Annotated in this window: 20 protein-coding genes and 1 pseudogene; 10 read left to right on the plus strand and 11 right to left on the minus strand. The window is 68.0% G+C overall.

Annotated features, from left to right (window positions below):
• From VFZ20_RS07080 to VFZ20_RS07095, 4 genes and pseudogenes are all read left to right on the plus strand, one after another.
• Positions 1–785: pseudogene (locus tag VFZ20_RS07080) on the plus strand (DNA phosphorothioation system sulfurtransferase DndC); the annotation flags it as partial.
• Complete coding sequence (dndD, locus tag VFZ20_RS07085) at positions 782–2,821, plus strand: DNA sulfur modification protein DndD (protein WP_329683145.1); 2,040 nt, start codon at positions 782–784, stop codon at positions 2,819–2,821. The pseudogene VFZ20_RS07080 and the gene dndD, both read left to right, overlap by 4 nt.
• Complete coding sequence (gene dndE, locus VFZ20_RS07090; protein ID WP_329683146.1) at positions 2,802–3,173, plus strand: DNA sulfur modification protein DndE; 372 nt, start codon at positions 2,802–2,804, stop codon at positions 3,171–3,173. The genes dndD and dndE overlap by 20 nt, the downstream gene beginning before the upstream one ends.
• 2 nt (positions 3,174–3,175) lie before the next feature.
• Entirely contained in the window at positions 3,176–4,393 is a 1,218-nt protein-coding gene (locus VFZ20_RS07095; protein ID WP_329683147.1) for a cysteine desulfurase family protein, read from the plus strand.
• On the opposite strand, the gene VFZ20_RS07100 is transcribed toward VFZ20_RS07095, so the two are convergent.
• The 11 genes from VFZ20_RS07100 to VFZ20_RS07145 all read right to left on the minus strand — a co-directional run bounded on the left by VFZ20_RS07100 (position 4,394) and on the right by VFZ20_RS07145 (position 17,100).
• Positions 4,394–5,284: a hypothetical protein gene (locus tag VFZ20_RS07100; RefSeq protein ID WP_329683148.1), complete on the minus strand. Its 891-nt coding sequence runs from the start codon at positions 5,282–5,284 to the stop codon at positions 4,394–4,396.
• A complete protein-coding gene (locus tag VFZ20_RS07105) occupies positions 5,277–6,383 on the minus strand; it encodes a ParB N-terminal domain-containing protein (protein ID WP_329683149.1) in 1,107 nt (368 codons plus the stop codon). Before VFZ20_RS07105 ends, VFZ20_RS07100 begins: the two co-directional genes overlap by 8 nt.
• Positions 6,384–6,476: 93 nt before the next feature.
• Positions 6,477–6,950, minus strand: coding sequence for a hypothetical protein (locus VFZ20_RS07110; RefSeq protein WP_329683150.1), 474 nt, complete (start codon positions 6,948–6,950; stop codon positions 6,477–6,479).
• Positions 6,947–8,926, minus strand: a complete 1,980-nt coding sequence (locus VFZ20_RS07115) for an AAA family ATPase (protein WP_329683151.1) — start codon at positions 8,924–8,926, stop codon at positions 6,947–6,949. The genes VFZ20_RS07110 and VFZ20_RS07115 overlap by 4 nt, the downstream gene beginning before the upstream one ends.
• 1 nt (position 8,927) lies before the next feature.
• A complete protein-coding gene (locus VFZ20_RS07120) occupies positions 8,928–9,101 on the minus strand; it encodes a hypothetical protein (protein ID WP_329683152.1) in 174 nt (57 codons plus the stop codon).
• 31 nt (positions 9,102–9,132) lie between these two features.
• On the minus strand, positions 9,133–11,049 hold the full coding sequence (locus tag VFZ20_RS07125) for a DEAD/DEAH box helicase family protein (protein ID WP_329683153.1): 1,917 nt from the start codon (positions 11,047–11,049) through the stop codon (positions 9,133–9,135).
• An 11-nt stretch (positions 11,050–11,060) separates the two neighbouring features.
• A complete protein-coding gene (locus VFZ20_RS32895) occupies positions 11,061–11,981 on the minus strand; it encodes a phosphorothioated DNA-binding restriction endonuclease (protein WP_414682926.1) in 921 nt (306 codons plus the stop codon).
• Between the two features lie 385 nt (positions 11,982–12,366).
• A complete protein-coding gene (locus VFZ20_RS07130; protein ID WP_329683154.1) occupies positions 12,367–13,536 on the minus strand; it encodes a type II secretion system F family protein in 1,170 nt (389 codons plus the stop codon).
• An 8-nt stretch (positions 13,537–13,544) separates the two neighbouring features.
• Positions 13,545–15,332, minus strand: coding sequence for a GspE/PulE family protein (locus tag VFZ20_RS07135; protein WP_329683155.1), 1,788 nt, complete (start codon positions 15,330–15,332; stop codon positions 13,545–13,547).
• A gap of 11 nt (positions 15,333–15,343) precedes the next feature.
• Positions 15,344–16,234, minus strand: a complete 891-nt coding sequence (locus VFZ20_RS07140) for a lytic transglycosylase domain-containing protein (protein WP_329683156.1) — start codon at positions 16,232–16,234, stop codon at positions 15,344–15,346.
• 152 nt (positions 16,235–16,386) lie between these two features.
• Positions 16,387–17,100: an HD-GYP domain-containing protein gene (locus VFZ20_RS07145; protein ID WP_329683157.1), complete on the minus strand. Its 714-nt coding sequence runs from the start codon at positions 17,098–17,100 to the stop codon at positions 16,387–16,389.
• A 118-nt stretch (positions 17,101–17,218) separates the two neighbouring features.
• Here VFZ20_RS07145 and VFZ20_RS07150 point away from each other — a divergent pair, with 118 nt between their 5' ends.
• The 6 genes from VFZ20_RS07150 to VFZ20_RS07175 all read left to right on the plus strand — a co-directional run.
• Positions 17,219–18,991, plus strand: a complete 1,773-nt coding sequence (locus VFZ20_RS07150) for a hypothetical protein (protein ID WP_329683158.1) — start codon at positions 17,219–17,221, stop codon at positions 18,989–18,991.
• 542 nt (positions 18,992–19,533) lie between these two features.
• The gene (locus tag VFZ20_RS07155; RefSeq protein WP_329683159.1) at positions 19,534–20,130 is read left to right on the plus strand and encodes a hypothetical protein; all 597 of its coding nucleotides are present in this window, start codon (positions 19,534–19,536) and stop codon (positions 20,128–20,130) included.
• Positions 20,131–20,739, plus strand: a complete 609-nt coding sequence (locus VFZ20_RS07160) for a hypothetical protein (protein ID WP_329683160.1) — start codon at positions 20,131–20,133, stop codon at positions 20,737–20,739.
• Entirely contained in the window at positions 20,736–21,482 is a 747-nt protein-coding gene (locus VFZ20_RS07165; protein ID WP_329683161.1) for a prepilin peptidase, read from the plus strand. The genes VFZ20_RS07160 and VFZ20_RS07165 overlap by 4 nt, the downstream gene beginning before the upstream one ends.
• Before the next feature lie 6 nt (positions 21,483–21,488).
• A complete protein-coding gene (locus VFZ20_RS07170; RefSeq protein WP_329683162.1) occupies positions 21,489–22,745 on the plus strand; it encodes a hypothetical protein in 1,257 nt (418 codons plus the stop codon).
• A 21-nt stretch (positions 22,746–22,766) separates the two neighbouring features.
• Positions 22,767–23,327: hypothetical protein (locus tag VFZ20_RS07175; protein WP_329683163.1), on the plus strand; the 561-nt coding region annotated here is incomplete at its 3' end.

Raw genomic sequence — 23,327 nt, forward strand, 5'->3', positions numbered from 1 at the left:
GGGAGCTGATCGCCATCTACCGGAACGCGCAGGCCGGCGAGTGCCCCCTCGTTGTCGACGACACCACGCCGAGCTGCGGAAACTCCCGTTTCGGCTGCTGGGTCTGCACGGTCGTGCAGAAGGACCGCGCGATGGAGGCGATGATCGACTCCGGCGAAGAATGGCTCGAGCCGCTGTTGGAGTTCCGCGACCTGCTGGCCGAAACGCAGGATCCCACGAAGAAGCGCCTGTACCGGGACTTCCGGCGCAAGAGTGGCCAAGTGGACTTCATCCGCGGCACGAACACGCCCGTACCGGGGCCGTACACGCTTGAGTTCTGCCGCACGCTGCTTCGCCGCCTCCTGGAGACGCAGGTCCGCGTGCAGAGAGAGGCTCCGCCGGGCGAAGCGCCGCTCCTGATCCATGATGCCGAGCTCCATGAGATCCGACGCATCTGGCGGAGCGAACGCGGCGACTGGGAGGATTCGGTCCCGGCCATCGTGCGCGACGCGCTCGGTCGCGAGTTGGACTGGGTGATCGAGGACCACGTCACGTTCAACGGTCGGGACTGGCGTCTACTTTCGGAGCTGTGTGAGGCGCACGATGTCCCGACCGCCCTGCTTGTGCGCCTGCTTGATGTGGAGCGCTCGGCGCACGGGCTCAAGCGGCGCCACGCGGTCCACACGCGCATTGAGGAGGTGCTGCGGCAGGAGTGGCGCAGCTTAGAGGACCTCCTCGCGGAGCGCGGCGTCGACGCTGCTGACGTCAACGAGGATGCTGAGCTGGCACTGGGAGGGGACGCATGATCCTCCAAAGCATCCTCCTTGAAAATTTTGGGCTGTACAGCGGCCGCTTGGAACTGGACCTCGCTCCCCGCACCCGGCGCGGCCGGCAGCGTCCAATCGTGCTCGTTGGAGGGAAGAACGGCGTCGGCAAGACGACATTGCTCGAAGCGATCCGGCTCGCCCTGTACGGCCGCCGCGCGCTGGGCAGCCGCGTCGCAACCGGTCAGTACGAGGAATACCTGCGGGGGCGGATCCACCGTCCCGGCGGAGACGCCGTCGTTCCGTCGCAGGCCGCGGTGGGTCTGGATTTCGATTACGCTGAGGACGGGGTAATTCACCACTACCGGGTGCGCCGCGCGTGGAGCGCGCGCGGTCGGTCCGTCGTGGAGTCCCTGGTGGTGGAGAAGGACGGATCGTTGGTGGCGGATGTCCCGCGCGAGGAGTGGCATCACTTCCTTCAGGAGCTAATTCCGCCTGGGGTATCGCAGCTGTTCTTCTTCGACGGAGAGCGCATCCAGGAGATCGCCGACGGCGACCACGAGGAAGAGCACCTTGCCACCGCCATCCGTGGGCTGCTCGGCATTGATCTCGTCTCACGGCTCCGGACTGACCTCGGCCTGTTCATCGCGCGCCAGCAACGCGGCGAGGAGGCCGAGCTCGCGGCCAGGCTCGAGTCGATCGTCCGCGACCTTACCGTGCTGGAGGAGCAGGCCACGGAGCTCACCGAAGGTCTCGCCGAACTCCACACGGCACGTGAGGGGCAGTCTCGCGCCGCTGAGGCTGCGCGCCGCCGGTTCGCGGCCGAGGGGGGAGAACTCGCCGTGCAGCGCACCGCGCTGGAAGAGAGGCGAGCAGAGGTGGCGCGGAGCATCACGCGATACCAGGCGGAACTCCGCGAACTGGCTAACGGGCTGCTTCCCTTTACCGTTGCGCCACGCCTGATTGACCGTTTCCGGCGTGCCGCTCGCTCCGCCGCGTCGGTCCTTGCGCGCGAGGCCCGCGAGCAGGTGGCGCGGGACCTGTGCATCGCGGCTGAGTGCTGGCGCGAAGGGCAGTTCCCTCTGCGGAGTGGAGCCTGGGATGAGGGGCACTGGAGCGACCTCAAGGCGTTTCTCGGCCAGTGGGCTTCGTCGGAGCAGGGCGACTCCCTCCCGCCCGGTGTCCCGCCGAATCCATCGGACCGCGCCGTTCTCCTGGGTCTGTTCGAGCAGGCCGAGGAGGTGGCACGGCCGCAGGCCGCGGAGATCGCCGGCGCGCTCGCTGAACTTGTGGGACGCGAGCGGGAACTCACCTCCCTGCTGGCCCGCGCCGACAACGCCTCCGGTAATGTCCTGCTGGACGAGCTTCGCCTGGCCGAACAGCGCGTAGGTGCGACGGAGGCAACGCTGCGCATGCGCGAGGAGGAGGTGCGCCGCCTGCGGCTGCGCATAACGCAGCTGGACCGTGAGCGCACCCGTATCCTGGAGGAACAATCGAGCCGGGCGTCCGCCGAGCATCGAAGTGAGCTTGCTGTGCGCGCCTCGCGCGTGCTTGCCGACTATGAGCGGCGCCTGCTCGACCTCAAGATCGAGCAGCTGCGCGGCGAATTCGCCGCGTGCTTCAACCGCATCGCCCGCAAGGGAGACGTCATCGCGGACGTGCGGGTCGATCCCGAAACCTTCTCAGTCACTCTCATCGACCGGGACGGGCGAGAGATCGCCAAGGACGCGCTGTCCGCTGGCGAGAAACAGGTCTACGCGATCGCGATGCTTTGGGCGCTAGCGCGCACCAGCGGACGTGCGCTCCCGATGATCATCGACACGCCGCTCGCTCGTTTAGACTCGGACCACCGGCTGAATCTCGTCGAGAGGTACTTTCCCGAGGTCAGTCACCAAGTCGTTATGCTTTCTACGGACACGGAGGTGGATGCGGGTCTGCTCGCCCGCGTCGCACCGGCCGTTTCCCATGCGTATCACCTGGAATACGACCCGGAGAAAGGCCGGACCGAGGTGCACGCAGGATACTTCTGGGAAGTTCCTCACAGCCGGGAGGCGGAAGTTGCGCTACAGCAAGCTTAGGATCTCGGCCGAGGCGACCAGCCGGATCCGGACTGTCCGGCAGCGGACGCTGCTTCCGCCCAATCTGCTCTGTCGGATTGCCCTCATGCAGTCGCTCGACGAGGGCCCGCTGAATGGTGTTACGGCTCCCGACGAGGAAGGGATGGAGTTCAACGCCTACACCCTGACCGGTGCGAACGAGGACGCCTTTTTCGCGCTCTTGCGTTTCGTCGAGGAAGAGGCTGAGGAGGCGCCGCTTCCGGACGCGGAGCTGATCGCTCGGCTCCGGGCCCACATCCACCGGGGGCTCGGGACGTTGCTCGTCCGCGCGAAAGGTCCGCTGGAGATCGCACGCCTCGCCCGGAGCGCTTGAAAATGGACGGCACAAACCAGTTCCGACCCATCTACCTCGATCACAACGCCACGACACCTGTCGACCCGGGCGTGCTCGAGGCCATGCTGCCGTACTTCACAGAGGCGTTTGGCAACCCGTCCAGCGTCGATCATGCCTACGGCCATGAGGCGGCCGGGGCCGTGGAGCATGCGCGCGCGGCGGTGGCACGTGCGATCGGGGCTCGGGCCGAGGAGGTCGTATTCACCGGGAGCTGCACTGAGGCGAACAACCTCGCCATTGTCGGACTCGCCCGAGCGCTTGGCGAGCCTGGGCACTTCGTCACGACTGCTGTCGAGCACCCCTCGGTGCTCGAGGCGTTCCGGGCCATCGAGCGTGAAGGGCATTCAGTCACTTACGTTGGAGTGGACAGCGAGGGCAGGGTCGATCCGGACGAGGTGGCGGCCGCAATCACGGATCGGACCCGGCTTGTTTCCGTCATGGCCGCCAACAACGAGGTCGGCGCTCTCCAGCCGCTCCGGGAAATCGGCGCCGTCTGTGAGAGGTTTGGCGTTTTATTCCACAGCGACCTCGCGCAGGCGGCGGCATACGTCTCCGTGAACGTCGGCGAAGTGGGGCTCCACCTGGCTAGCATTTCCGCCCATAAGGCGTATGGGCCGAAGGGCGTCGGCGCGCTCTACGTACGCAGCCGCCGGCCCAGGCCGCGCCTGGTTGCCTTGGTCCACGGGGGTGGGCAGGAGCGCGGCCTCCGTTCGGGCACCGTGAGCACTCCGCTAGTCGTCGGAATGGGTGCTGCGCTTGAGGTTGCGCGTGGCCGGCGTGAGCGCGATGCCGCGCGTCTCCAGGAAATGACGGAGCGTCTCGCCTCCCGGCTTTCCGGTTCGCTGGAGGGCGTCTGGCGCAACGGTCCGAGCGAGGCTCGGCTGCCTCACACACTATCCTTCTCGATAGAAGGCGTCGAACCACTGGCGCTCATGCGGGCGCTACGCGACGTGGTGAGCTTCTCGGCGTCCAGCGCGTGCTCCACCCGAGAGGTCCGTACGTCACACGTGCTTCTGGCGATGTTCGGGGAGGGCTGGCGCGCTCGGCAGGCCTTCCGGCTCGCGCCCGGGCGATTCACGACCGACGAGGAAATTGAACGGGCGGCCGAAGCGCTGGCCGCAGCCGCCGCGCGCCTCCGCGACGCGGTGGGCTCCGGAACTGGTGCGGGAGCAGGGCCTCTCCGAGCTGGCATAGGTTGATCAGAGCACGAGACGTGGTGCAAAGTTCGTGGTCAGATCGCCGGCGTTCGGGAGCTTCAGTTGTGCCTTCAAATGTTCCAGCGTCGTTCGGCCGGTATGGAGAGATAGTAACTGGGCAAGTTGCCGGCGCGATCTTAGCAGCACCCCCAGACGCGTGGCATTGTTTTGCGCTGCAAACTTGAAATCAGCATTGGTGAGCACTGCATAGAGAAAGCCGGTCCCGTCCTGCCGTTTCGGAACGCCGAGAGCGGTGAGGTACTTCATGTATTTCTCCGTGCGTGGCAGCGCCGAGTACTTCGCATACTCCTGGAGCAGTGCGTCACCGGAAATCAGTTCGTTTTTCGAGCGCGCTTGGATGAAAATTGCAGTCGATCTCAGGCCCCCATTATCAATGATGCCGATGCAATCCACTCCTTCGTCGCGTGGGCTGTCCGTAACGAAAATCGGATCACATCCGAGGAGCTTAAGAAAACAAAGGCAAGGGAGCAGGAAGTCGCGGTTGGTTTGCGCACCGAGCCATTCGTATACAGCTACGAACTCCCGCCCAGGAGCATCCCCGCCTGTGAGTTCAGCGAATCGCTCATGGCTCCAGCTTACCACCACCTCGTCGCTCTCGACGATGAAGTTCAGCGGCGTCAAAACGCCCTGTCCGCTCCACCGCCCGATGTATTCCTGCACTTTGCGACGTACCAATGATCGCTGTTCCTCGGCGACCTCCGTCGCTACGAGTTCCTCAACCCCGTGGGTGACGAGGAATCGCGAGAACTCGACGTCGATGTTGATCGTGGGAGGAGAATCGGGGCGAAGTACCGTAACCTCCAGCGACTCAAGGACGAATCGTTGCACCGCCTTGTCCGCATCGCCGAGGTCCCCGAAACGCGCGTTAGGCATTCAGTAGTCGCTCGGCCGCATCTCGCCGCTGGCGAATGGCCTCAAGAAGTTGATCGAGTTCGGCGATGAAATCCGCGGTTTCGTCGAAGAATGCGGACTGTGGAAGATCCGCCACGATAGCACGCGCCGCCTCCAAGGATTTGCGCCAATCCTTTGGCTTTGAACCCGTGGACGCGCGTCCATAAGCTTCGCCGATCGAGAGGTCGTGTCGTTCGAACTCGCCAAGCAATGTGCTGTGTTCGTTCTCGATTAGGTATGCAAGTTCCTTTATCTGCTTCGGGTCGTGGAGGCGACGACGTTTGTCCGGGTGCTCATCATCTGGGGAGATCCAAGCATAGAAGCGCTTTAGCCGGTCAGTGTTCATGAAGCGGCGCTCCTCCTCATTCCATCCAAGCCACTCGCGGAGTGTGCTGTTCCTGTATGCCTCTTCGAAAAGCGAGAAGTAGTCGTTCCGCGCTTTCGCACTGAACTCGTCATCCGCCCGCATTTGCTGTAGCGCCTTGTAGGTCCGGTAGAGCCTGCCGACCGCTTGTGGCGACAGGCCGAACTGCTGCCCGACGGATCGGAAGCCGTGGCCTTCTTGGTCAACTTGCTCCGCCACCAGCCGAGCTCGCTGAGCTGGCTCCCAAGGACGGATACCGCTGATGTGACGGATGCCCTGCAGCATCCATGAGATATCGTGGGTTCCGGCGCCCCGGAACACGAGCACTTCAAGGCTATTGGTGCTTGTCAGCAGCCTCTCAAGGTAATCCTCATCAACTCCCTCCTCTGCTACGGTCCCGTTCTGAATATCGTCGCGAAGCTTTGTCAGCGCTCGGAAGCGCCGATTGCCCTCCACCAGTACGTATCTGTCCGGGTGACCCTCGATCGGTCGGACCACGATCCGGTCGAGCAATAGAAAACCGTTCCGGAGGATGCTGTTGTAGAGATCCTCAATCCCATGCTTGTCTATGCGCGCACGCGTGTCACTCTGGACGCGATCATCCGGAACCCGTCGATCGGGTACTTCTTTGACGTTCTGTTCCGTCCAGAAGCGCGGGTTGTTTGGATCGAGGAATATCTGCCCAACCGGCAGGGACTCGACCTCAAGCTGATCCATGTACAAGTCTGTATCCCCGCTTTGAGAGTTTCGGATGCAGTCTGGATGCACGCCATGAGTCACTCGAACACCAATAGCTCCGAGCGTTTACCTTTATACCTCGACCGACTCAGTCACCCACAGATCGTGGTAGGCGATGAGGAAATCCTCCAAACTGTGAGGCGCGATGACCCTGTCACGGATCATCTTGAAGCCGGCCGCCGCATACTGGTTGAGCAACCTGATGCCGTCCGCGCTCAGGTTTACCGGCGAGCGGTGGTCCAGGAGTCGCACCATCTCACGCTCGATGCTCGCCCGGTCGTCGGCGCTGATGCCCTGCCGGTCGAGCTCGGCATCGATCAGCAGGCCGGCGATGATGTCGGCCTGTCCCTGGAACTCCTTGGGATAGGAATCATAAAACTTGTCGTCCTCCATGTCCTCCTCCCCAGTGACACGGCGGGCATCCAGACCGATCATCAGGCAGAGGTAGTACTCGTCGAACATGCTGTCGAAGCGCGGCGCACCCGGACGCGCTTCAGCGACGGACCGGAAATAGGCGCGGGCATTTCGCGGAAATACGAAGCTCAAGCGACACCTCCTCCGCTGAGAGCCGGCTGATGCTTCTCTTGTAGCTCTGGCTCCAGGTCCTGGAACGTGCGGAAACGGTCCAAGCCGAACTCCACAGCGGTGCGGTCCTCTGTCTCGCGCCACAATGTGACATACTGCACGCCCGGACGGTCGTAGAACGCGTCCGCGAAGCCGGATCGCTCGCTCGAGATGACGAACATGATCATCTGCTCGAACAGGTCAGGGATCAGCTCACCCACCTCCCGACGGACGGCGATGTCGAGTGAAACTGCCGGGCTATCCACGATGAACGGGAGGCGATAGGGCGCGTCTTCGAAGAGGGAGGTAAGGAACGCATACGCCACGGCGAGGCTTTGCCCCTCGCTCAGATCCGCCTTCGCGGCAAGCCGCTCGGTCGCGATTTCCAACGCTCCATGGATTCGCGAGACGCGGATGGATTCACTGGGCAGGAAGGTCGCGATCTTCGCGTTGGTAGCCTTCCGGACCCGCTCGCACAGACGCTCGAAGGCATTCTCCTCAATCGAGCGGATGAGTGACGCAGTCCTGCGCGCCTGCACCAGGAACCGCCGCGTGTTCGTAGCCGTGTGCCACGCTTCCTGCCTCTCGTTTCGTTGTGCGCGCGCCAGAGGCAGGTTGGACTTCCAGTCGACGCCCAGGGACCGCTGCAGCGAAGGATCTCGCACAGTAAGCCGCTTCAGCGCATCGTTGTCCTTCTCGAGTTGACGCTCCAGCGCTTCGGTCTGGCTCTGGAGACGGGCAAGCTCGTCGTCGCCAGACTCGATCTGCCGTTCTTGGAGCTCCTCGAGTTGCTGCGCGAGCTGATGGCGCGTCCGCAGACGACTCCTCAAGCCGTTCACCTCCTCCGTCACCTCGCGGGGATCGGCCTCGCTGTGGCGTACGGCGAGCTTCATCGCGTTGATAACCGAGATCTGATTCTCGGCCAGGTACTCGTGCGCACGGTCCAGGATCGCCTGCCGCTCCTCCGCTCCGATCGGACGGCCGCAGACGCACTCAGTGTGCTCCGCCAGTTCCTCGAAGAACTCCGCGGACATTGTCTTCGGGAGCTTCAGGCGCTCCATCTTCCCTCCCAGATTTCGAAGCCGCGCCAGGACCCGCGGGTGGAGCATAGCAGGGCTTCGCAGTGTCGAGAGGGTTCTCTTGGCCAGTTCCACGATCTCTCGCTCAACGGTCTGCTGGGCCTCTGTGATCTGCTGCACCCGGTCGCGTAGCCCCTGATCGGCTCGAAGGCGGTCGGTCCGGGCAACCGACAGCCGCTCCTGCTCCTTCTCCGCTGCTGCGATGCGCCCGCGCAACCGCTTCTCCTCCGCCTCGAGGCGGGCCACCGTGTCCTGCGCGGTCTGAAACCGGCTCTCCAGTTGCCGAAGTCCCTGCGGCGTCTGCGCGCTCGAGATGGCCGCAACGCGCGCCTGCTCTTCGGTTACGAGCCGATCCACCCGGCGCTCCAACTCCTGCAGCTTGTCGAGCCGGTAAAGCATTCGAACAGCGGAGGCGGCCCGGTCCATGCCGACGTTTCGGATCTGCTTGGCCATCTCACCGTCAAAGACGAACAGGCGGGTAAACTCAGGCGTAATGAGTCGCCCGAGTTCGTCCGGCAGAATCCGGCCCTCCTCCACGCCGCCCGCCGTAAGCGCCGCCCGCGTGGTCCAGTACGTGGCCTCGCCTGATTGGTAGTTCAGCCGGAGTTCCAGGCGCACTGGGCGCCCATCAATGAGGAGGCGGAGTTCGAACCGCCCGTTCTCGGTTTCCTCGTCCGGCCGAAAGTTGCGCACGACGCTCCCGGGCAGCGGCTCACCCGCGAGCACAGCCCGGAACAGCGCCATCGTAGTCGTCTTCCCCGTGCCGTTGGGCATCTGGATCAGAACCCATCGCGGCGGCGCGTGGCCGAAGTCAATCTCCACGTCACGCATACCGCCACGGATGTTCTCGTATCTCCAGCCCTGGATGCGAACGTCCATGTCAGTCCTCCATCTCATCGGCTTCCGCCCGCTGGATCACCTCGCGGAGATCACTGTCGGAGAGGTTGTCGTGCGTGGCGTTCTCGATGAGGCGAAGCAAACGGCGCTTGAACTCCTCTGGTTGGTCGCTCCGACCCAGAACGGCCTCCGCCGCATCCTTCAACTCGGTGTACACGTGAACTCCAGTAGGTGACAGGTGGGGGCGGTTACTGCTCGGGGTGTGCCGTGGCGAGGTCGGTCAGCCAGTCCCGGCGCTCGCGGTCGGCACCGGGATCACTCTCCGGATCGTCGGACTCGTCGTCCACGCGGATGAAGTCCACGACGGTCGCACGCTTGTCTGGGTTCTCCGGATCGATCCGCAAACAGCGCCCCAGGCGCTGGATGGTCTCAAGCCGGGCGCGGGCGGAGGAGAAGAGCACCACGTTGTTCACCGAGCGGACGTCAATTCCTTCCGAGATCCGGTGGCAGGTCACGAGGCAATCCAGTTCACCCTTAGCAAAGCGCACCAGGTTCTCCCGCTCGTCGTCGCCATAGTACGTATGGAACCGGCCGCGCGCCTCCATGAGAATTTCCTGGACCTTGAGGCCGTACTCCATCGTTTCGACGAAGACAAGACAGCGCTGCATCAACTCGGGATGCGCTCGGAGATAGGTCCGAAATGGCGGCAGCTTGCCCGGAGAGAGCTTCCGCACCTTTCCGATCTCTTGGTACAGCGACTCGATCGGCGCGGGGTTGCCGGCCTTCGCACGAGCGTGGAAGCGCGCGATCGCCCGCTGTACTGCAGAGCGGTCCTCGTCCGTGAACGAATAGTCGAGGGGGACGTAGGCGAAGCCGCAGAGGATTCCACGCTCAATGGCCTCACGGAGCCCGAACTTGTAAATGACGGGACCGATTTCACGGGTGATGAAGGCATTTCCTTCCGCGTCGTACTCGCGTTCAGGAGTCGCGCTAAGGCCCAGCCGAAAGCCGAAGGGAGAGAGTCGGTCCGAGAGCGCGCTCACACTGCCCGGAGCCCCCATGCCGTGCACCTCGTCGCAGACCAGGAGCGTCTCCGGGGCGAGGCGGGCCGACAGGCGCGGCAGCACCTCGGGCAGCTTCTCCCTCGACGCCAGCAGCAGTGCCCCGTCGGGGTAGTTCGCATAGGAGAGTGCCTCCCGGTGGTTCTCGTACGCGCGGTAAACGGGAAAGACGCCGCCTCGTAGCTGCCGGTACCACTGGTCAAGGAGATCCGTCCCGTGCGCCGCGACGATCGCGCTCTTGATCAAGCCCCGATTACGCAGTTCCTCCATAATCATGAGCGCCGTACGGGTCTTGCCTGTCCCCGTGGCCATCTCCAGCACGCCGTTGCGGTGCTCGAGAAAGGCCGCCAAGGCAGCGCGCTGATGGCGCCAGCGGTCATCACGCGGTTCGTCACTCACGCCCGAACCAGGCGCGGGGTAGGGGCGAGACGTGGAATCGGCAAACTCGACGAGATTCCGGCGGATCGCCTCCGGGAGGGCAAACACCCGGACATTCGCGTCGCGGTTGCTCCACAGACGTTCGAACCTGGCCTGGTGGCGGACTACCCGCTCGGCATCGCGTTCGTCGGCCCAGCCGTAGAACACGTCGATCGACTCGTAGTTGCGAAACGCTTGTGCGCTGTCGTTTGAGGATCCGTGGAAGGCGAGTGCATCGCCGTTGGCATCGCCGAAGATACCGAACTTGTCGTGAAAATCGCCGTCCAAGTCGGCTGTGGGTACAGCGATGCGGAACTCAAGGAGCTCATCCGCGACCATCCATGCAAGGGCCGCCAGCGTGTCCCCGACCAGATCGGTGGCGAGCTCATCCAGGGTCCGCTTCATCGCGGCGTGAAGCGCTGGCTCGACACGCGCGTCCTCGCCCTCGCGGAGGGCCGCCCAGTCATCAGCGGAGAGGATCGGACTCGCTACGATACGAGCGCGGCCCCCGTTCCGCGCGAGCCCGACCAGTCCTCCCCCCGCAAGCTTCAGCCAAGAGGACGTGAAGTAACCGACCCCGCGGTCATACTTCACCGACTCGCTCAGGGCTGGAATGAAGAACTCCCGGACGAGATCACGGGTTGAGGTTTCAAGTACCGGGCGAAGAGGCAGGTCGCGGAGGGGCATGGATTACGTGTTCAGGGGTCTCGCGCCGGTCCGCGGAAGACTTGCTGGCGGTGCCACGCCGCGAATCTTTCGTCCGGCTCTTCCGCACGTCTTTGCGGAGGGCGCAACTCTCTGCCTGAGAAGTCATAGAACATACGCTCAAGCCAAGCCTCGTCCCCGCTCAGATCCAGTGAGATCAAGATCTTCCGGTTCGCTGAAACTCCGATGGCGCCCCGGTCGAAGGCCCGGTGGTGCAGGGCGCAAAGGGCAAGGCCATTCGGCGTCTCGCAGGGTCCTCCGGCCTGCCACCACATCAGGTGAGCGGCGTCTATTCCGAAGGGCTGATGGCAGAGCCTAACGTCGAATCCGCAGACGGCGCAGCGGCTCCGGTACGCCCGTAGTACGTCACGCCGGAACTGTGCGTCCCGCCTTCGGTCGCTGACCGAGAGGACAGGGATACCGAGCTCCGCGCAAACGTCGCCATGGAGCGAACGTGGAAAATTTCGGGTGAGCAGGGAGCGGATGATCCGCCCACGGAGCCGTCGATCCGAGGCGAGCACGCTGAAAGCCCATCGGGGCATGCCGCCCGAGATTCCTGCACGCAGCGCACTCACGCGTGGTTCTTTCGTTCCTCCTCGCCTCGGGAGCGCGTCCCCGACACCCTCGAGCTCCCACAGCCCATCATTCTGCAAATACCAGAAGGGGTACTCTGGCGCCGGCCGTCTGCCCGGGGCACCGAATTGCTCCAGCAGTCGGCGCAGGATGGGCTCGGCCGTGGCGTAACTCACCATCCTGGGCTCCCGCCGTGCCGCGCGCGCGATGGCGTAGAGGAGCAACAGGGGCTTGTGGGGCGCCCGCTCGCCGCCTCGCTGCCACTGTCCGATTTCCTCGATCCGCCGAACAAGATCGTTGCGGGTTCCCCGCCCGTTCGTCGCGGGATGTTCAGCATCCATTCAGGGACCTGCTCAGGCGGATGACGTCCCCCAAGAGCGACCCCCTCCGCGTCACAGCGGTGCGTCGATGGCAGGAAACGTACGGCGGGACCGTCACACTCGAAACATCGTGCGTCGCAGCCGATCTGAAGATCAGCGCCAATGCATATCGTGGCATAAATGGACGTGGCGGTCGGCGGACGGAGCTGGCCGGGTGACTGGAAAAGTCAAACGGGGATGTTCGTTAGTTTTCTCAAATGATTAAGTCAAAACTCTCTACCCAGTACATGGAAGATAACATGGCTTCTGGCGAGTGGCGAGAGGATGTGCGGCGCCCGCTTGTACCTCGTGGAGTATTGTCACCCCAGCGTTAGCCCGACACCGCCAAGTGGTTGCCGACCGAATTCTAGCGAAGCAGCACCTGGTACAACCCGGTCATCGGCCCATAGAGCCCCACCAGCATCACTGCCACCACGGCGATCACCACGCAGGTCGCGAGCGGCACGACCGCAGCCTGAGCTTTCTCCACCTGATCCATCACCTTCTCCTCGAGCCGATTCGCCGCGTACGTGGCCAAGTCGGTGAGCTTGCCCGTGTTTTCGCCCGTCCGCAGGATCTGCACGTAGACCGGCGGCACCACGCCGGTCTTCTTCAGCGCCCCCGAAACCTTGTGCGTCCCCGCCGCTACGTCCCGTGCCGCATTAGCCAGCCGCGCCGCGACATCTGAATTCCGTGCCGTCTGCGCGGCAAGCTCGATGGCCTCCGCCTCCTGGATGGCATCGGTGGCCAGGAGCATGGAGAAGAACCGCATGAAGCTCGACACCGAACTGATCCGCGCGAGCGGGCCGACGATCGGCAGCCGCAGTACCACCCGGTCGGTAACCGCACGCACGGCGGGCGCGGCGAGGACGCGCGGCAGCGCCAGAAGCGCCAGCCCGGCCGCGATCAGCCCCGCGTCCCCGACGGACTCCGCAGCTTCGGCAAGCGCCAGCAGTGCACGCGTGACCGCCGGGAGCTCGACGCCTTCGCGCTCATAGATCCCCGCGAACGTGGGCACCACCTTCTGGATCACGTACCAGCCACCGAGGAAGGTGGCCGCCAGCGAGAACAGCGGCTGGATCATCGCGCGGGCGACCTTGGACCGGATCTTCTCCGCCGTGACCAGGCCATCGGCGAGGGGGACGAGCATCTTCTCCAGCGTGCCCGCCTTCACGCCCGCGGCCACGATTTCCGTGTACACACGATCGAACACGCGCGGATGCCGGCGCATCGCCGCATGCAGCGGAAGGCCCCGCTTGGTGGCCACCTCCAGCGCCGTCACGGCCGCGCGCAGCTCCCTGGACTGGATCTCCCCACGAAGGGTCTCCAGCGCCTCGGGCGGGTTGGTGCCCGCCTGCAGCAGCGTAGCCAACTGGCGAGTGAAGTCGGGCAACTCGCGCTTCGCCGCCGGCCCGTGCAGGCTGGCCAGGTAGGCGAGCGCGGTGGCAAACGCGCTCTCGCCGTGCTCACCGCGTGATCTCTCGCCGGCGCGGTCGGCCGGCGCGACCGCGGGCTCCGCATCGTACGTGAAGCTCATGGTGGGGATCAGAGCGCGATTTCCTCGGTCACTTCCGACAGCGTGGTGAGCCCCGCGAGGGCATGGGCCTGCGCGGCCTGGCGGAGCGTGCGCATCCCCTCGGCACGGGCGGCCTGCGAAATCTCCATTTCGCTCCCGCCACTCGCGATCAGGCGCTGGATGGCGGGCGTGACCTCGAGCACCTCGAACACGCCGATGCGGCCCCGGTAACCGGACCCGGTGCAGGCCTCGCATCGCACCCCGGACGGGGACACACCGCGGCCGCGGCGGAACGCCCGCCCGCCCGCCACCGCGAGGTCGAGCCCGGCCGCGACCAGCTCGTGCTCTTCGGGCAGATAGGATTCCGCGCACCGGGGACACACGCGGCGGACCAGCCGCTGGGCCACGATGGCGCGGAGCGCGCCCGCGAGCACGAAGCGCTCGAGGCCCATGTCCACCATCCGCGTGATGGTCGATGGGGCGTCGTTGGTGTGCAGGGTGGAGAGAACGCGGTGCCCGGTGAGCGCCGCCTTGATCGCGATCCCGCCCGTCTCCAGGTCCCGGATCTCACCGACCATCATCACGTCCGGGTCCTGCCGCAGGAACGCCTTCAGCACGGCGGTAAAGCTGCGGTCCAGCGCAGGGTCCGTGTCATGGGGAAGGACCTGCACCTGCTGGATGCCCGGCTGCCGGCGCTCCACCGGGTCCTCCACGGAGAGGATCTTGATATCGGGGCGATTGATCGAGGCGAGCACGGCCGCCAGCGTGAGAGACTTCCCGCTGCCGGTGGGTCCGGTGACCAGCAGCATCCCCTTCTTCGCGCGAATCGCGCGCTCCAGCACCGCGCGGTCACGTGCGTCGATGCCGAGCGCCCCGAGATCCGCGGGCACGTCGGAGTCGTCGAGGAGCCGGAGCACCACGCTCTCACCGTTGATGGTCGGGAGCGTGCCGACCCGGAACTGCACGTCCCGCCCATCGATGCTGAGCGTGAGCGAACCATCCTGGGGCATCCGGTCGCTCGCGGAGCGCATCCCGGCGAGGTACTTCACGTGGCCAGCGATGTGGCCGGCGACGCGCGGGTCATCCACGCGGCGGGTCACGACCAGCTTCCCGTCAATCCGGTAGCGGACCCGCGTGTGGTCCTCGAAGGGCTCAAAGTGCACGTCCGAGGCACGGCGGCGCTTCGCGTCGTGCAGCACCTCGCGTACGAAGGCCGGCACCGCCGCCTCCCGCACCTCCTGCTCCACGGCGTCGTTCCGCCGCCTCCCCACCAGCTCCTCGTCCTGGAGCACCGCCTCGATCGCCCTTCCCGCGGTGCGCGAGAGTTCGTCCGCGCCCGCGTAGCAGCGCTCCACGAAATGCCAGAACGAATGCTCGTCGGCGAGCACCGGCTGCACGTCGAGCCCGGTCTGCCCGCGGAGCCGGGCGAGCGCGCCTGTGTCGGAGGGATCTCGCATCGCGACCTGCAGCGTCTGGCCGACCTGACCCAGGGGCGCCACCCCCAGCTCGCGCGCGAGCTGGGCGGGGATCAGTCCGGTGATCGCTCGGTCCGGGACCTCAGCCGCGAGATCCAGCGGCGCCTGCTCGAATTCCCGTTCCAGCGCGTCGCGCACCTGGTGGGAGCCAAGCGCGCCGCTCTCGATCAGGTGGAAGAGGAGCCCGCCACGGACGCCTCCGTCCGCGTCACGGGCGGCAACTGCTGCTTCCAGCTCGCGGGCGGTGACGAGTCCCGCCGCAACGAGCCGGTCCACGACGCGGTCTTGTGCGTGCTCGGGCGCGGCGGACAAGGCCGTCGCGCCGGTTGGCGCCGTGCTCATTCTCTCGCTTTCTAGTCTAAAGGGGTGAGTGCCGGCGGGCGCGGCGGGACGCGTACCGGCCAGCATCGGCCCGGCGGTGTCATTCCGCGGACCAGGTGAGGGTTGAGCTGCCGGAGCGCAGCGCCGGACACGCCGTGCTCTCGCGCGACCACGTCCAGCGGGGTACCGCCGGGCACCCACACCTCCGCGAATGCCAGCGCGGCTGCGGGGCGCGGCTGGAGGCCGAACCCCCTCGGGGCCCGGGCGATCTCGGTGGCGGCGAGGAAAAGCGGCACGTAGTTCCTCGTCTCGCTTGGCAGGCGCGGGCGGATGCTCCAGTACAGGCGCTCGTCGCCGCGCGCCCCCGCCGCGTGGCGGCGGAGCGCGTTCTCCACGCGGACCGGACCGGCGTTGTAGGCGGCCAGTGAGAGATGCCAGCTGCCGAACTGGCGATACAGGTCGGCCAGGTGGCGGACCGCGGCGTCCGTCGCGCGGACGGGATCCTTCCGCTCGTCCACGTACGCCGACACCTCCAGCCCGTTGAGGCGGGCGGTCCCCGGCATGAACTGCCACATGCCGGCCGCGCCCGCGTGACTCACCGCGGTTTCCACGAACTCGCTCTCGATCAAGGGCAGGTACATCAGATCCGCAGGAACGCCATGCCGGCGCAGGGCATCACGCACGAGCGGCTCGAAGCGCGCCATCCGCCCGAGCGCATCCTCGAGCGAGCGACGCCGCTCCGGGTTGCCCACGAAGTGAAGGATCCAGCGGTCCACCTCCGCCGCTGGAACGGCGGGGTTGGCTTGCGCGGCTCGCGCCCGGACCGCTGCGAGCACCTGCCCGGGCGCGCTCGCGGAAGGGTTCACGATCGCCTGGCCCGGCTCGGCTGGCCGGGTGGCAATGGTGGCCTGCGAATTCGCCACGGGGGCGGAAGGCGGTGGGAGGGCGGGGGCGGGCGCCGTCGTGACGACTCGGAGACGCCAGGTAGCTACGCCGGCGCTCATGCACGCCGAGAGCAGGAGCCCGGAGCCGGATGCGCGGAGGGCGCGGGCCAGCGCCCGCAGCCTCCGGCGGGTCAGCCGGCGACGCACTCCCACTGGCCGCTGGCAAGGGTCCACGCCTGGACGAAGGCGTCCAGCAGGTGCGGGTCGAAATGGCTCTCCCGCCCCGCTCGCATGATCTGCAGCGCTTCCTCCGGCGTGAGCGCCGGCCTGTACGGCCTGGTTGAAGTGAGGGCGTCGTAAACGTCGGCGATTGCGACCAGGCGGGCGCGGCGGTCGATCTGCTTCCCCGCGAGGCCGCGGGGGTAGCCGGTCCCGTCCCAGCGCTCATGGTGCTGCCACGCGACGCGGGCGGCGCGGCGCAGGAGCGGGACACGGGATGCGAGCAGCCGGTAACCGATCGCCGCGTGCCGTTCGACGCTCCGCTTCTCCTCCGGCGTCAGGGGCCCGGGCTTGGCCAGGATAAGGGGGTCTACGCCCGCCTTGCCGATGTCGTGGAGAGCCCCGTGAAGCGGCAGCTCCTCAACGTCTTCTTCCTTCCACGCTGCCGCCCGTGCGGTCGCGTGGGCGATGGTCCCGACACGCGCGGCGTGGCCTTCAAGGCCCGGGGCGGCCACACGGCCGGCCAGGGCGAGCAGGTCGCGGAGCTCCAGATCCAGAGTCCGACCCGCCGGCGCCGTGGCGGCCTGAAGCCATCGGTCCTCCAGCACACGGACGGCCGCCCGGATCTGGCGAATGGTTCGTAGTGGCGTCGGCGCCGAGGTGCGGTTCGGGGTATCCGTCAGCATCGGGTTCGTCGCGCAGGGCAAGGGGGAATGCCACTGCTGGTACCCTCCTGGAAGCCGGACGGTTGTCGGCGTGCGGCGCGAGGCCCCCCGGCTCACCCCTCACAGTCGCACCGTGCCGATGCAGACGCTGGCGGCCGCGCCTCGCCCAAATCTTCTCCACGAGCAGCTTCGCTTCGCGCTCTCGCCGATGTGCGCAACACTCGCTGCCGCCCCCGGCACGCTGTACGGCATCGTCTACGTCGGCCCTCTACCTGGACCCGACGTTCTCCGCGACGCGCTGCAGCACGCCGTGGCGGGCACGGCGACGCGGCTCTCGGACTGGGACGGGACGCGCGCGCGTGAGGGCACGCCGGTGCTGCTGCTCTGTGGTCAAGCCGATGCCTTGGAGGCCAGCCGCTGGTGCGCGGCGCGGGAGGGCGTGCAACTGGTCGTCTGGGGCGAGACGCCGGTGGAGGACCTTCCTCGTGAGGTCCGTGACCTTGCCAACGGCCCGGACGCGCTCGTCTTCGATCCCCGCGCCCACACGGGCCCATCCGCCGAAGGCGGTGTGATCGGCAGCGCGGTCCAGCGGCTCGTCACGGATCCGCGCGGCCCCGGGAACCCGCTCGTCCTCCTCTCGCAGGAGCGGGCACTGCCGGTCGTCCGCGACCTCGCGCACCTGCACCTTGATACTGTCGGATTCTCCCCGGCCGACGCGAAGGCGACAGGCGTGGGGCTGGACCTGCAGAAGGGTGGTGCGGCGGTCGTTCTGGCTTCCACGGAAGCCGAGGCGGGCACGCTCGCCGATCTCGCCTGCCGGTGCCGGTCTGCGGGCGTGCCGCTGGTGCTCGTCGCCTCACAGGCCACCTGGGAGCACATCCGCGGGGATTTCACGTGGTCCGCTGATGCTGGGGAGGGGGTAGTCGTTCGGCTGACCGGGCTCGTGGAGCCGCCGCCGGCGGCCGACGTTGCCTGGCCGCCACTCGCGGCGGTTTGGATCGGAGCGCCGGCCGCCTCGGACCCACAGGATGCGCTGGTTCTCCCCCGCGGCACGACGCTCCTCGAAGCCCTGGCGTACCTGGAGGTGCGCGGCCGTCCCGGCCGCGTCGCCGCCTGGGCCGCCGACCGGGCGGCGGTGGTCCACGTCGACGTACGCACCGCGGGCGCGGCGGTGGTGGGTGTGCTCGTGGCGGGGCGAAGCCCCGCGCCCGATCGAGCCGCGACGCTGGCGCAGTTGGATGAGATTCGCGGCTGGCCCGAGCTGCAGGTGGCCGTGCTCGCCGCGCCAGGCCCCACCCTCGCCGGCGAGATCGAGGAGACGGTGCAGCGCATCGGTTTCTACTTCGCGCGCCTCGACGACGAGCGGCGCGGTGGGGCGGCGACGCCCGCCAGACCGTCTGCACCCGGTCCTCATGCCGCCGCCCTCGTGCTCATCGAGCTCGGGCTCGGCGCGGCTGCCCGCAGGCTCCTCCAGGAAGCCGAGGGCGCCTCGCAGTGGGCGGTGGAGGAGGAGCTGCTTCTCGCCTTCCTGACGGCCGAGGTGGCCCCCGGCGAGGCGATTTCACGGCTTCGCCACGCTGCCCTCCACCTCTCCACGCATGGCGGGCGCGCAGATGCCTGGGTCCTCCAGACCGACACCACCCTGAACGCGCTGCTCCTCATGGTCCGCACCGGGAGCGCTGGTGCGGCAGAGGCATGGGTCACAGTCGAGGGCTGGGTGCGCGACGCCGGCACCGACTGGGTTTCATCGCCCCGGCAGGCGGCCGTGCTCTTCGAGCTCGCTGCCCGGGCCGGGGAAGCGCGCCAAGCCCGCACCTTCGCGCGCCTGTTCCGTGAGATGGCAAATCCAGACGATCCGCTCGCCATGGCCCTGGAACCGGTGCTTCACACGATGTTCGGAGGCGAGCCGTGAGGATGCCTGCAGATCATCCGGTGGTGCGCCGGGCGGCGATTGCCACAATCCTCCTGTCGGTCGGAATCACGATCGGCAGCTATGCCCGCCCCGGCCGTGCGGCTCCGTCCCAGCAGTCCCCCGCCAGTCCGGTACGCGCTGTTCAGCGCCCGCTTGAGCAGCGGCGGGATTCGGCTGTTGTCTCCGCTCGGATGGCGCCCGGCGCGATGCCGCCCGCGCCCGGCTTTCAGCCGTTCCTCGTCTCTACGCCGCGCCCGGAGTTCGGCGGCGCGTACGCCGTCCTGCGCGGCGCGGAAACCTCCGGGGAGCACGTGGCACAACCGCAGCCGGCCGCTCCTCCTCCGCCAGCCGCGGTGCCTCCAGCCCCGGGGGTGCAGGTCGCCACGGCAACTCCTCCCCCGGCACCGGATACGGCTGGCCAGAACTCCGCGCCCGCGCCGCAGGCAGGCCCGGAGCGGTTTCGCCCCTCCCCGGCGCAGGGGATACCGCGGGGGGTTGCGCTTCGCCATCCACTCCTTGCGCTGCCCCGGCCAGGCGGCCGTGTGGCATTCCACGACCTGGGGATCCACGGGACCCCCACACCTGCGTCAATCGAAGGGGAGTGGGCGGTGATCGGCCGATGCGAGCGCATCGTGCGGATCGACTTTGCTCTCCCATCCCGCCGGATCGGAGAGCTGCGCGGAATCGGGCGCTCGGCGGCAGCCGGCGGCGGGAACGTGGAGGCGGTGGTGGCGCGCCAGGCGTGCGCCGCCGCGACGGAGCGGTATGCGCCCGCCCGCGCCGCCAGTGAAACCGACCGCGTGCGCATGGGCGGGGCGGGGGAGGCGCTCGGGTTCGATGCAGCGGACCTCGTGCAGTGGGTGGAGGTCCGCGGCGCCGCGCTTCTCGTGTTCCGCCGCCCTGGGCGCGGATCGGCGCTCGTCGCGGCGGCGGGAAGCGGCCCGGGCGTGCTCTGGAGCTACCGGGTGGAGCCCGCCGACGGCGATCTGTTCCTCCTCGGGGTATATCGGATGGGGGCAGGCGCCGAGGCGTGGCTCACGCTCGGTGCACCCTCGTCACCCGACGCGCTGCTCGTCGCGTCCAGTCCGGACGGCCGGACCTGGGACACGTCCGGTCCGGCCCCCTTCCGCGAACCGTGAATGCGCCGCCGCCCGATCCGCATCTCGGCCAAGCTCTGCAGGTCCGCGCTGCTGCTCCTGGCCGGCTGTGCACCGGTCGCCGAGAGCCCCGATGCACTGCCCTCAGCCGCGGGTGTCTATCCCGCGCTCCAGCGCGTTGAGCCCGGTCCCGCCCCGCGCGCGTCGCGCGACGCCGGCTGGCGGCCAGCGGACGGCTGGGAAGTCCGCCTCGCCGTGGACGCAACCGCCGCCGCCTTCTTCAGCGGGCTCCCGTTTATGGGGACGCGCGTGCCAGTTCGGCCCGTCGCTTGGCCCGCACCCGTGCGGCTCGGCGGGGTCGGCGCGGGTGGAGCCACCGTGTACGGGGACTGGATCGCTCCCGGACTGATGGCCGGCGACGTACGCTGCGATGGCGGGCCTGACGCGGGCACGCCGGTACGCATCGCGGCGGAGTTGCGGACGGCTGGGACCGGGCTGGTGATCGAGGTTCGCTACGAGGGCCCGGAGCCGCTCGGCTGCGAGGTCTCGGCCTCCGGCCGCCGGCGGCTGCAGAGCGCCGCGACGGACCTGTACCTCTGGGTGCGCGCGATCGCACGGGCCGGAACCAGGCTCCCGGTAGGGCCCGGATGATCCCCGCAGCGACCGCGCTCCTGCTCGGCGCGGCGGTGCCTGCGGGCGCGCTGGCGGGCGCGTGGTGGGCGGCCGTGGCGCGAAGGATTCCCGCGCCGCACCTCCCACTGTACCAGCCGCGCCCACACGTCTGCGCTTGGCCGGCTCACCTCCGCCGGTGGGATCCGGCACAGACGGCTGGGGCCGGCATCCCGCTCGCCGCGGCGCTCGTCACTCCCGGCCCGGGCGCCGCCGCGGCCGGGACCCTGGTCGGCTGGCTCTTCCTGGGGATCGCCGTCTGCGACGAGCGGACCCTCCGCATCCCGCACCTGCCGTGGGTCGGGGGAATCGTGGCCGGCCTGGGGCTCGCGGGCGCGGCCGGAGGATGGGCCGGGGTCGCGGACCGCGTTTTCGGTGTGCTCGCCCTGATCGCCACGATCTTTGCGCTGGCGGCGCTGGCTCGCCTTACCACCGGGCGCGATGCGATGGGGGCCGGGGATTACGGAGTCCTGGCGTGCGTCGGCGCGGTCTGCGGCGCGGAGGCCACGCTCGACATCGTCCTTCTCGCCTCCCTGTTCGCCCTCGCGAGCATTACCGCAGGGCAACGCACCCGTCCGCTGCTTCGAGGCTCGGCCGCGCCTGCACCGTTCGGCGCCTGCCTGGTCGCGGCCACCCTCTGCATTCTCCTCGCCGCCGACGTGGTGCCATGCTCGGCTCCGGAGTCCGTGCGCGGCGATTTCGTTCTTCGCCACCTCCTATCCTGAGCGCCCATGACGTTCCCTTCCCTGGCCGTGGCAGCGGCCCTGTGCTGCGTCCCGTGCGCAGCGGTGATCGCGCAGCAGCCCCTCTCGATCGGTACCGCGGCGGGCCTGGGTGACGCCGCCGTGACGGAGGCACGAAGGACTGACGCGTTGCTCTGGAATCCTGCCCTCGTCGGCGTCTACGACGGCCCGCTGTCGTCCTACACGGCGTTGGCGGTCGACTTTGACGTACTCCCCGCGGCTGCGTGGACACGTCCGGCGCGTGCCCTGGGCGTGGACGGCCTTCCCGGCCGCGCCGGCTGGCCCGGCATGCGGTTCGGCGGGGGCGAGACCGGGCTCGCCGCGGGCGCGGTGCAGTGGCTCGCAACCCAGCACCGGGACTTCGTCCTGGGGCTCTCGTCGCACCACGCCGCCGCTGGCGTGGTCCCCGGGCCTATCGCGCAGGCGCTCGGCGGTGAAAGCGGCCTTGATGGTCCGGTTTCGCCGGACTCCACGATGCGCTCGACGGCGACGGTGCTCGCGCTCGCGCGGGGGGTGCATGTCGGCCGGGTGCCGCTGCTGGGCGGATTCTGGCTGGGGGCGACGGCAAAAGGGTGGTGGGTGCACGAGTACGCGCGCGGCTCCTTCCTCTCCGACAAGCCTGGCGACGAGGTGTATCGCGAAACCGTGATCCATGACGTGCCGGGATACGGGCTGGACCTGGGGCTCCTCGCCCAGCCGGCGGAGCGCATCCGAGTCGGTGCGTCGGTCACGAATCTCGTCTCCGGGGCATTCCGGCCAAGGAACGGCCCCCGGGTGCGCGTCGCTTCGATCATCCCTCGGGAGGGCGGGGAAGCGGAAGTGACGGAGACGCAGAGTCCGTTTCTCGGCACCGAGGACGACGGCACGGAGGACGCGCGCCGTGCGCGCGCGCTGTGGGAAGCATTCGGCTACCCCGCGGTGCTGCGCCTCGGCGCCACGGTCGAGAGCGACGCAGGCTCGCTCTCCGTGGCGATGCGCACCCCGGTCAGCAAGGGGGGGCTGGAGCCCGAGCTGGAGGCCGGTCCGTACACGCTCGCGTACGCCGGCCCCGGAACGCTGCCGGTGCGGCTGTCCTACGCGTGGGGAGGAGAGGGAAGCTCGTTTTCGGCGGGCGTCCGCCTCGGCGTGTGCGAGCGTCGCTGGACCTTGGCTGTGGTTCGCCGCACGAGCGGGTGGGGAACCACGTACGGCGCCTCGGCGTCGCTCACGGTCGGCTCAGCCGCCGGGTGCGACCTGTTCCGCTGAGAGGCTCAACGGAGAGCGACCATGCCGGGAAGAACCACGCCGGACGCGGCGGCGCGCTCGCCCGCCGCGCAACTGCGGGCACTCGGACACCAGCCGCCGCGGGCGCCGGTGGAAGACTCGCCCAGGTGGCACCTGACGGCCGCGGAAGAAGCGATGGACGCGGGCGATTGGGACATGGCACGGGGCGCGATTGAGCGCGCGCGGGAAACGATCGTTCCGGGCTCCGCCGATGCGGACGAAGCGTCTTTCGCCGCGCTGCGGCTGGCGCTTGCCACGGTTGACCTGCGGCTCGCCGCCTCGGAGGTGACAGCTCTCGTGGACCGGATGGATCCGCTCGATCCGGTGTGGAACCGTCGCGTCCGAAGAGTCGTGGCCGCCGCTCCGCCCGTATTCTCGCCCTCGATGCGTACGCGGCTCCTGGAACTGCTCCCCGGCGTGCCGGAGTCCGGTCCGCCGCCGGTCGTCGCCGCGCCCGGAGACAAGCGGTACCCCGGAATGGAGCCATATCTCGGCGCATTCGTCATGCCGGCGGACGGACTACCACCGTTGCCGGACGAGGAGCCTTGGGCGGCCTCCGAACCC

This window comes from Longimicrobium sp., from assembly GCF_036280135.1.
In the GTDB taxonomy this organism is placed as follows: domain Bacteria; phylum Gemmatimonadota; class Gemmatimonadetes; order Longimicrobiales; family Longimicrobiaceae; genus Longimicrobium.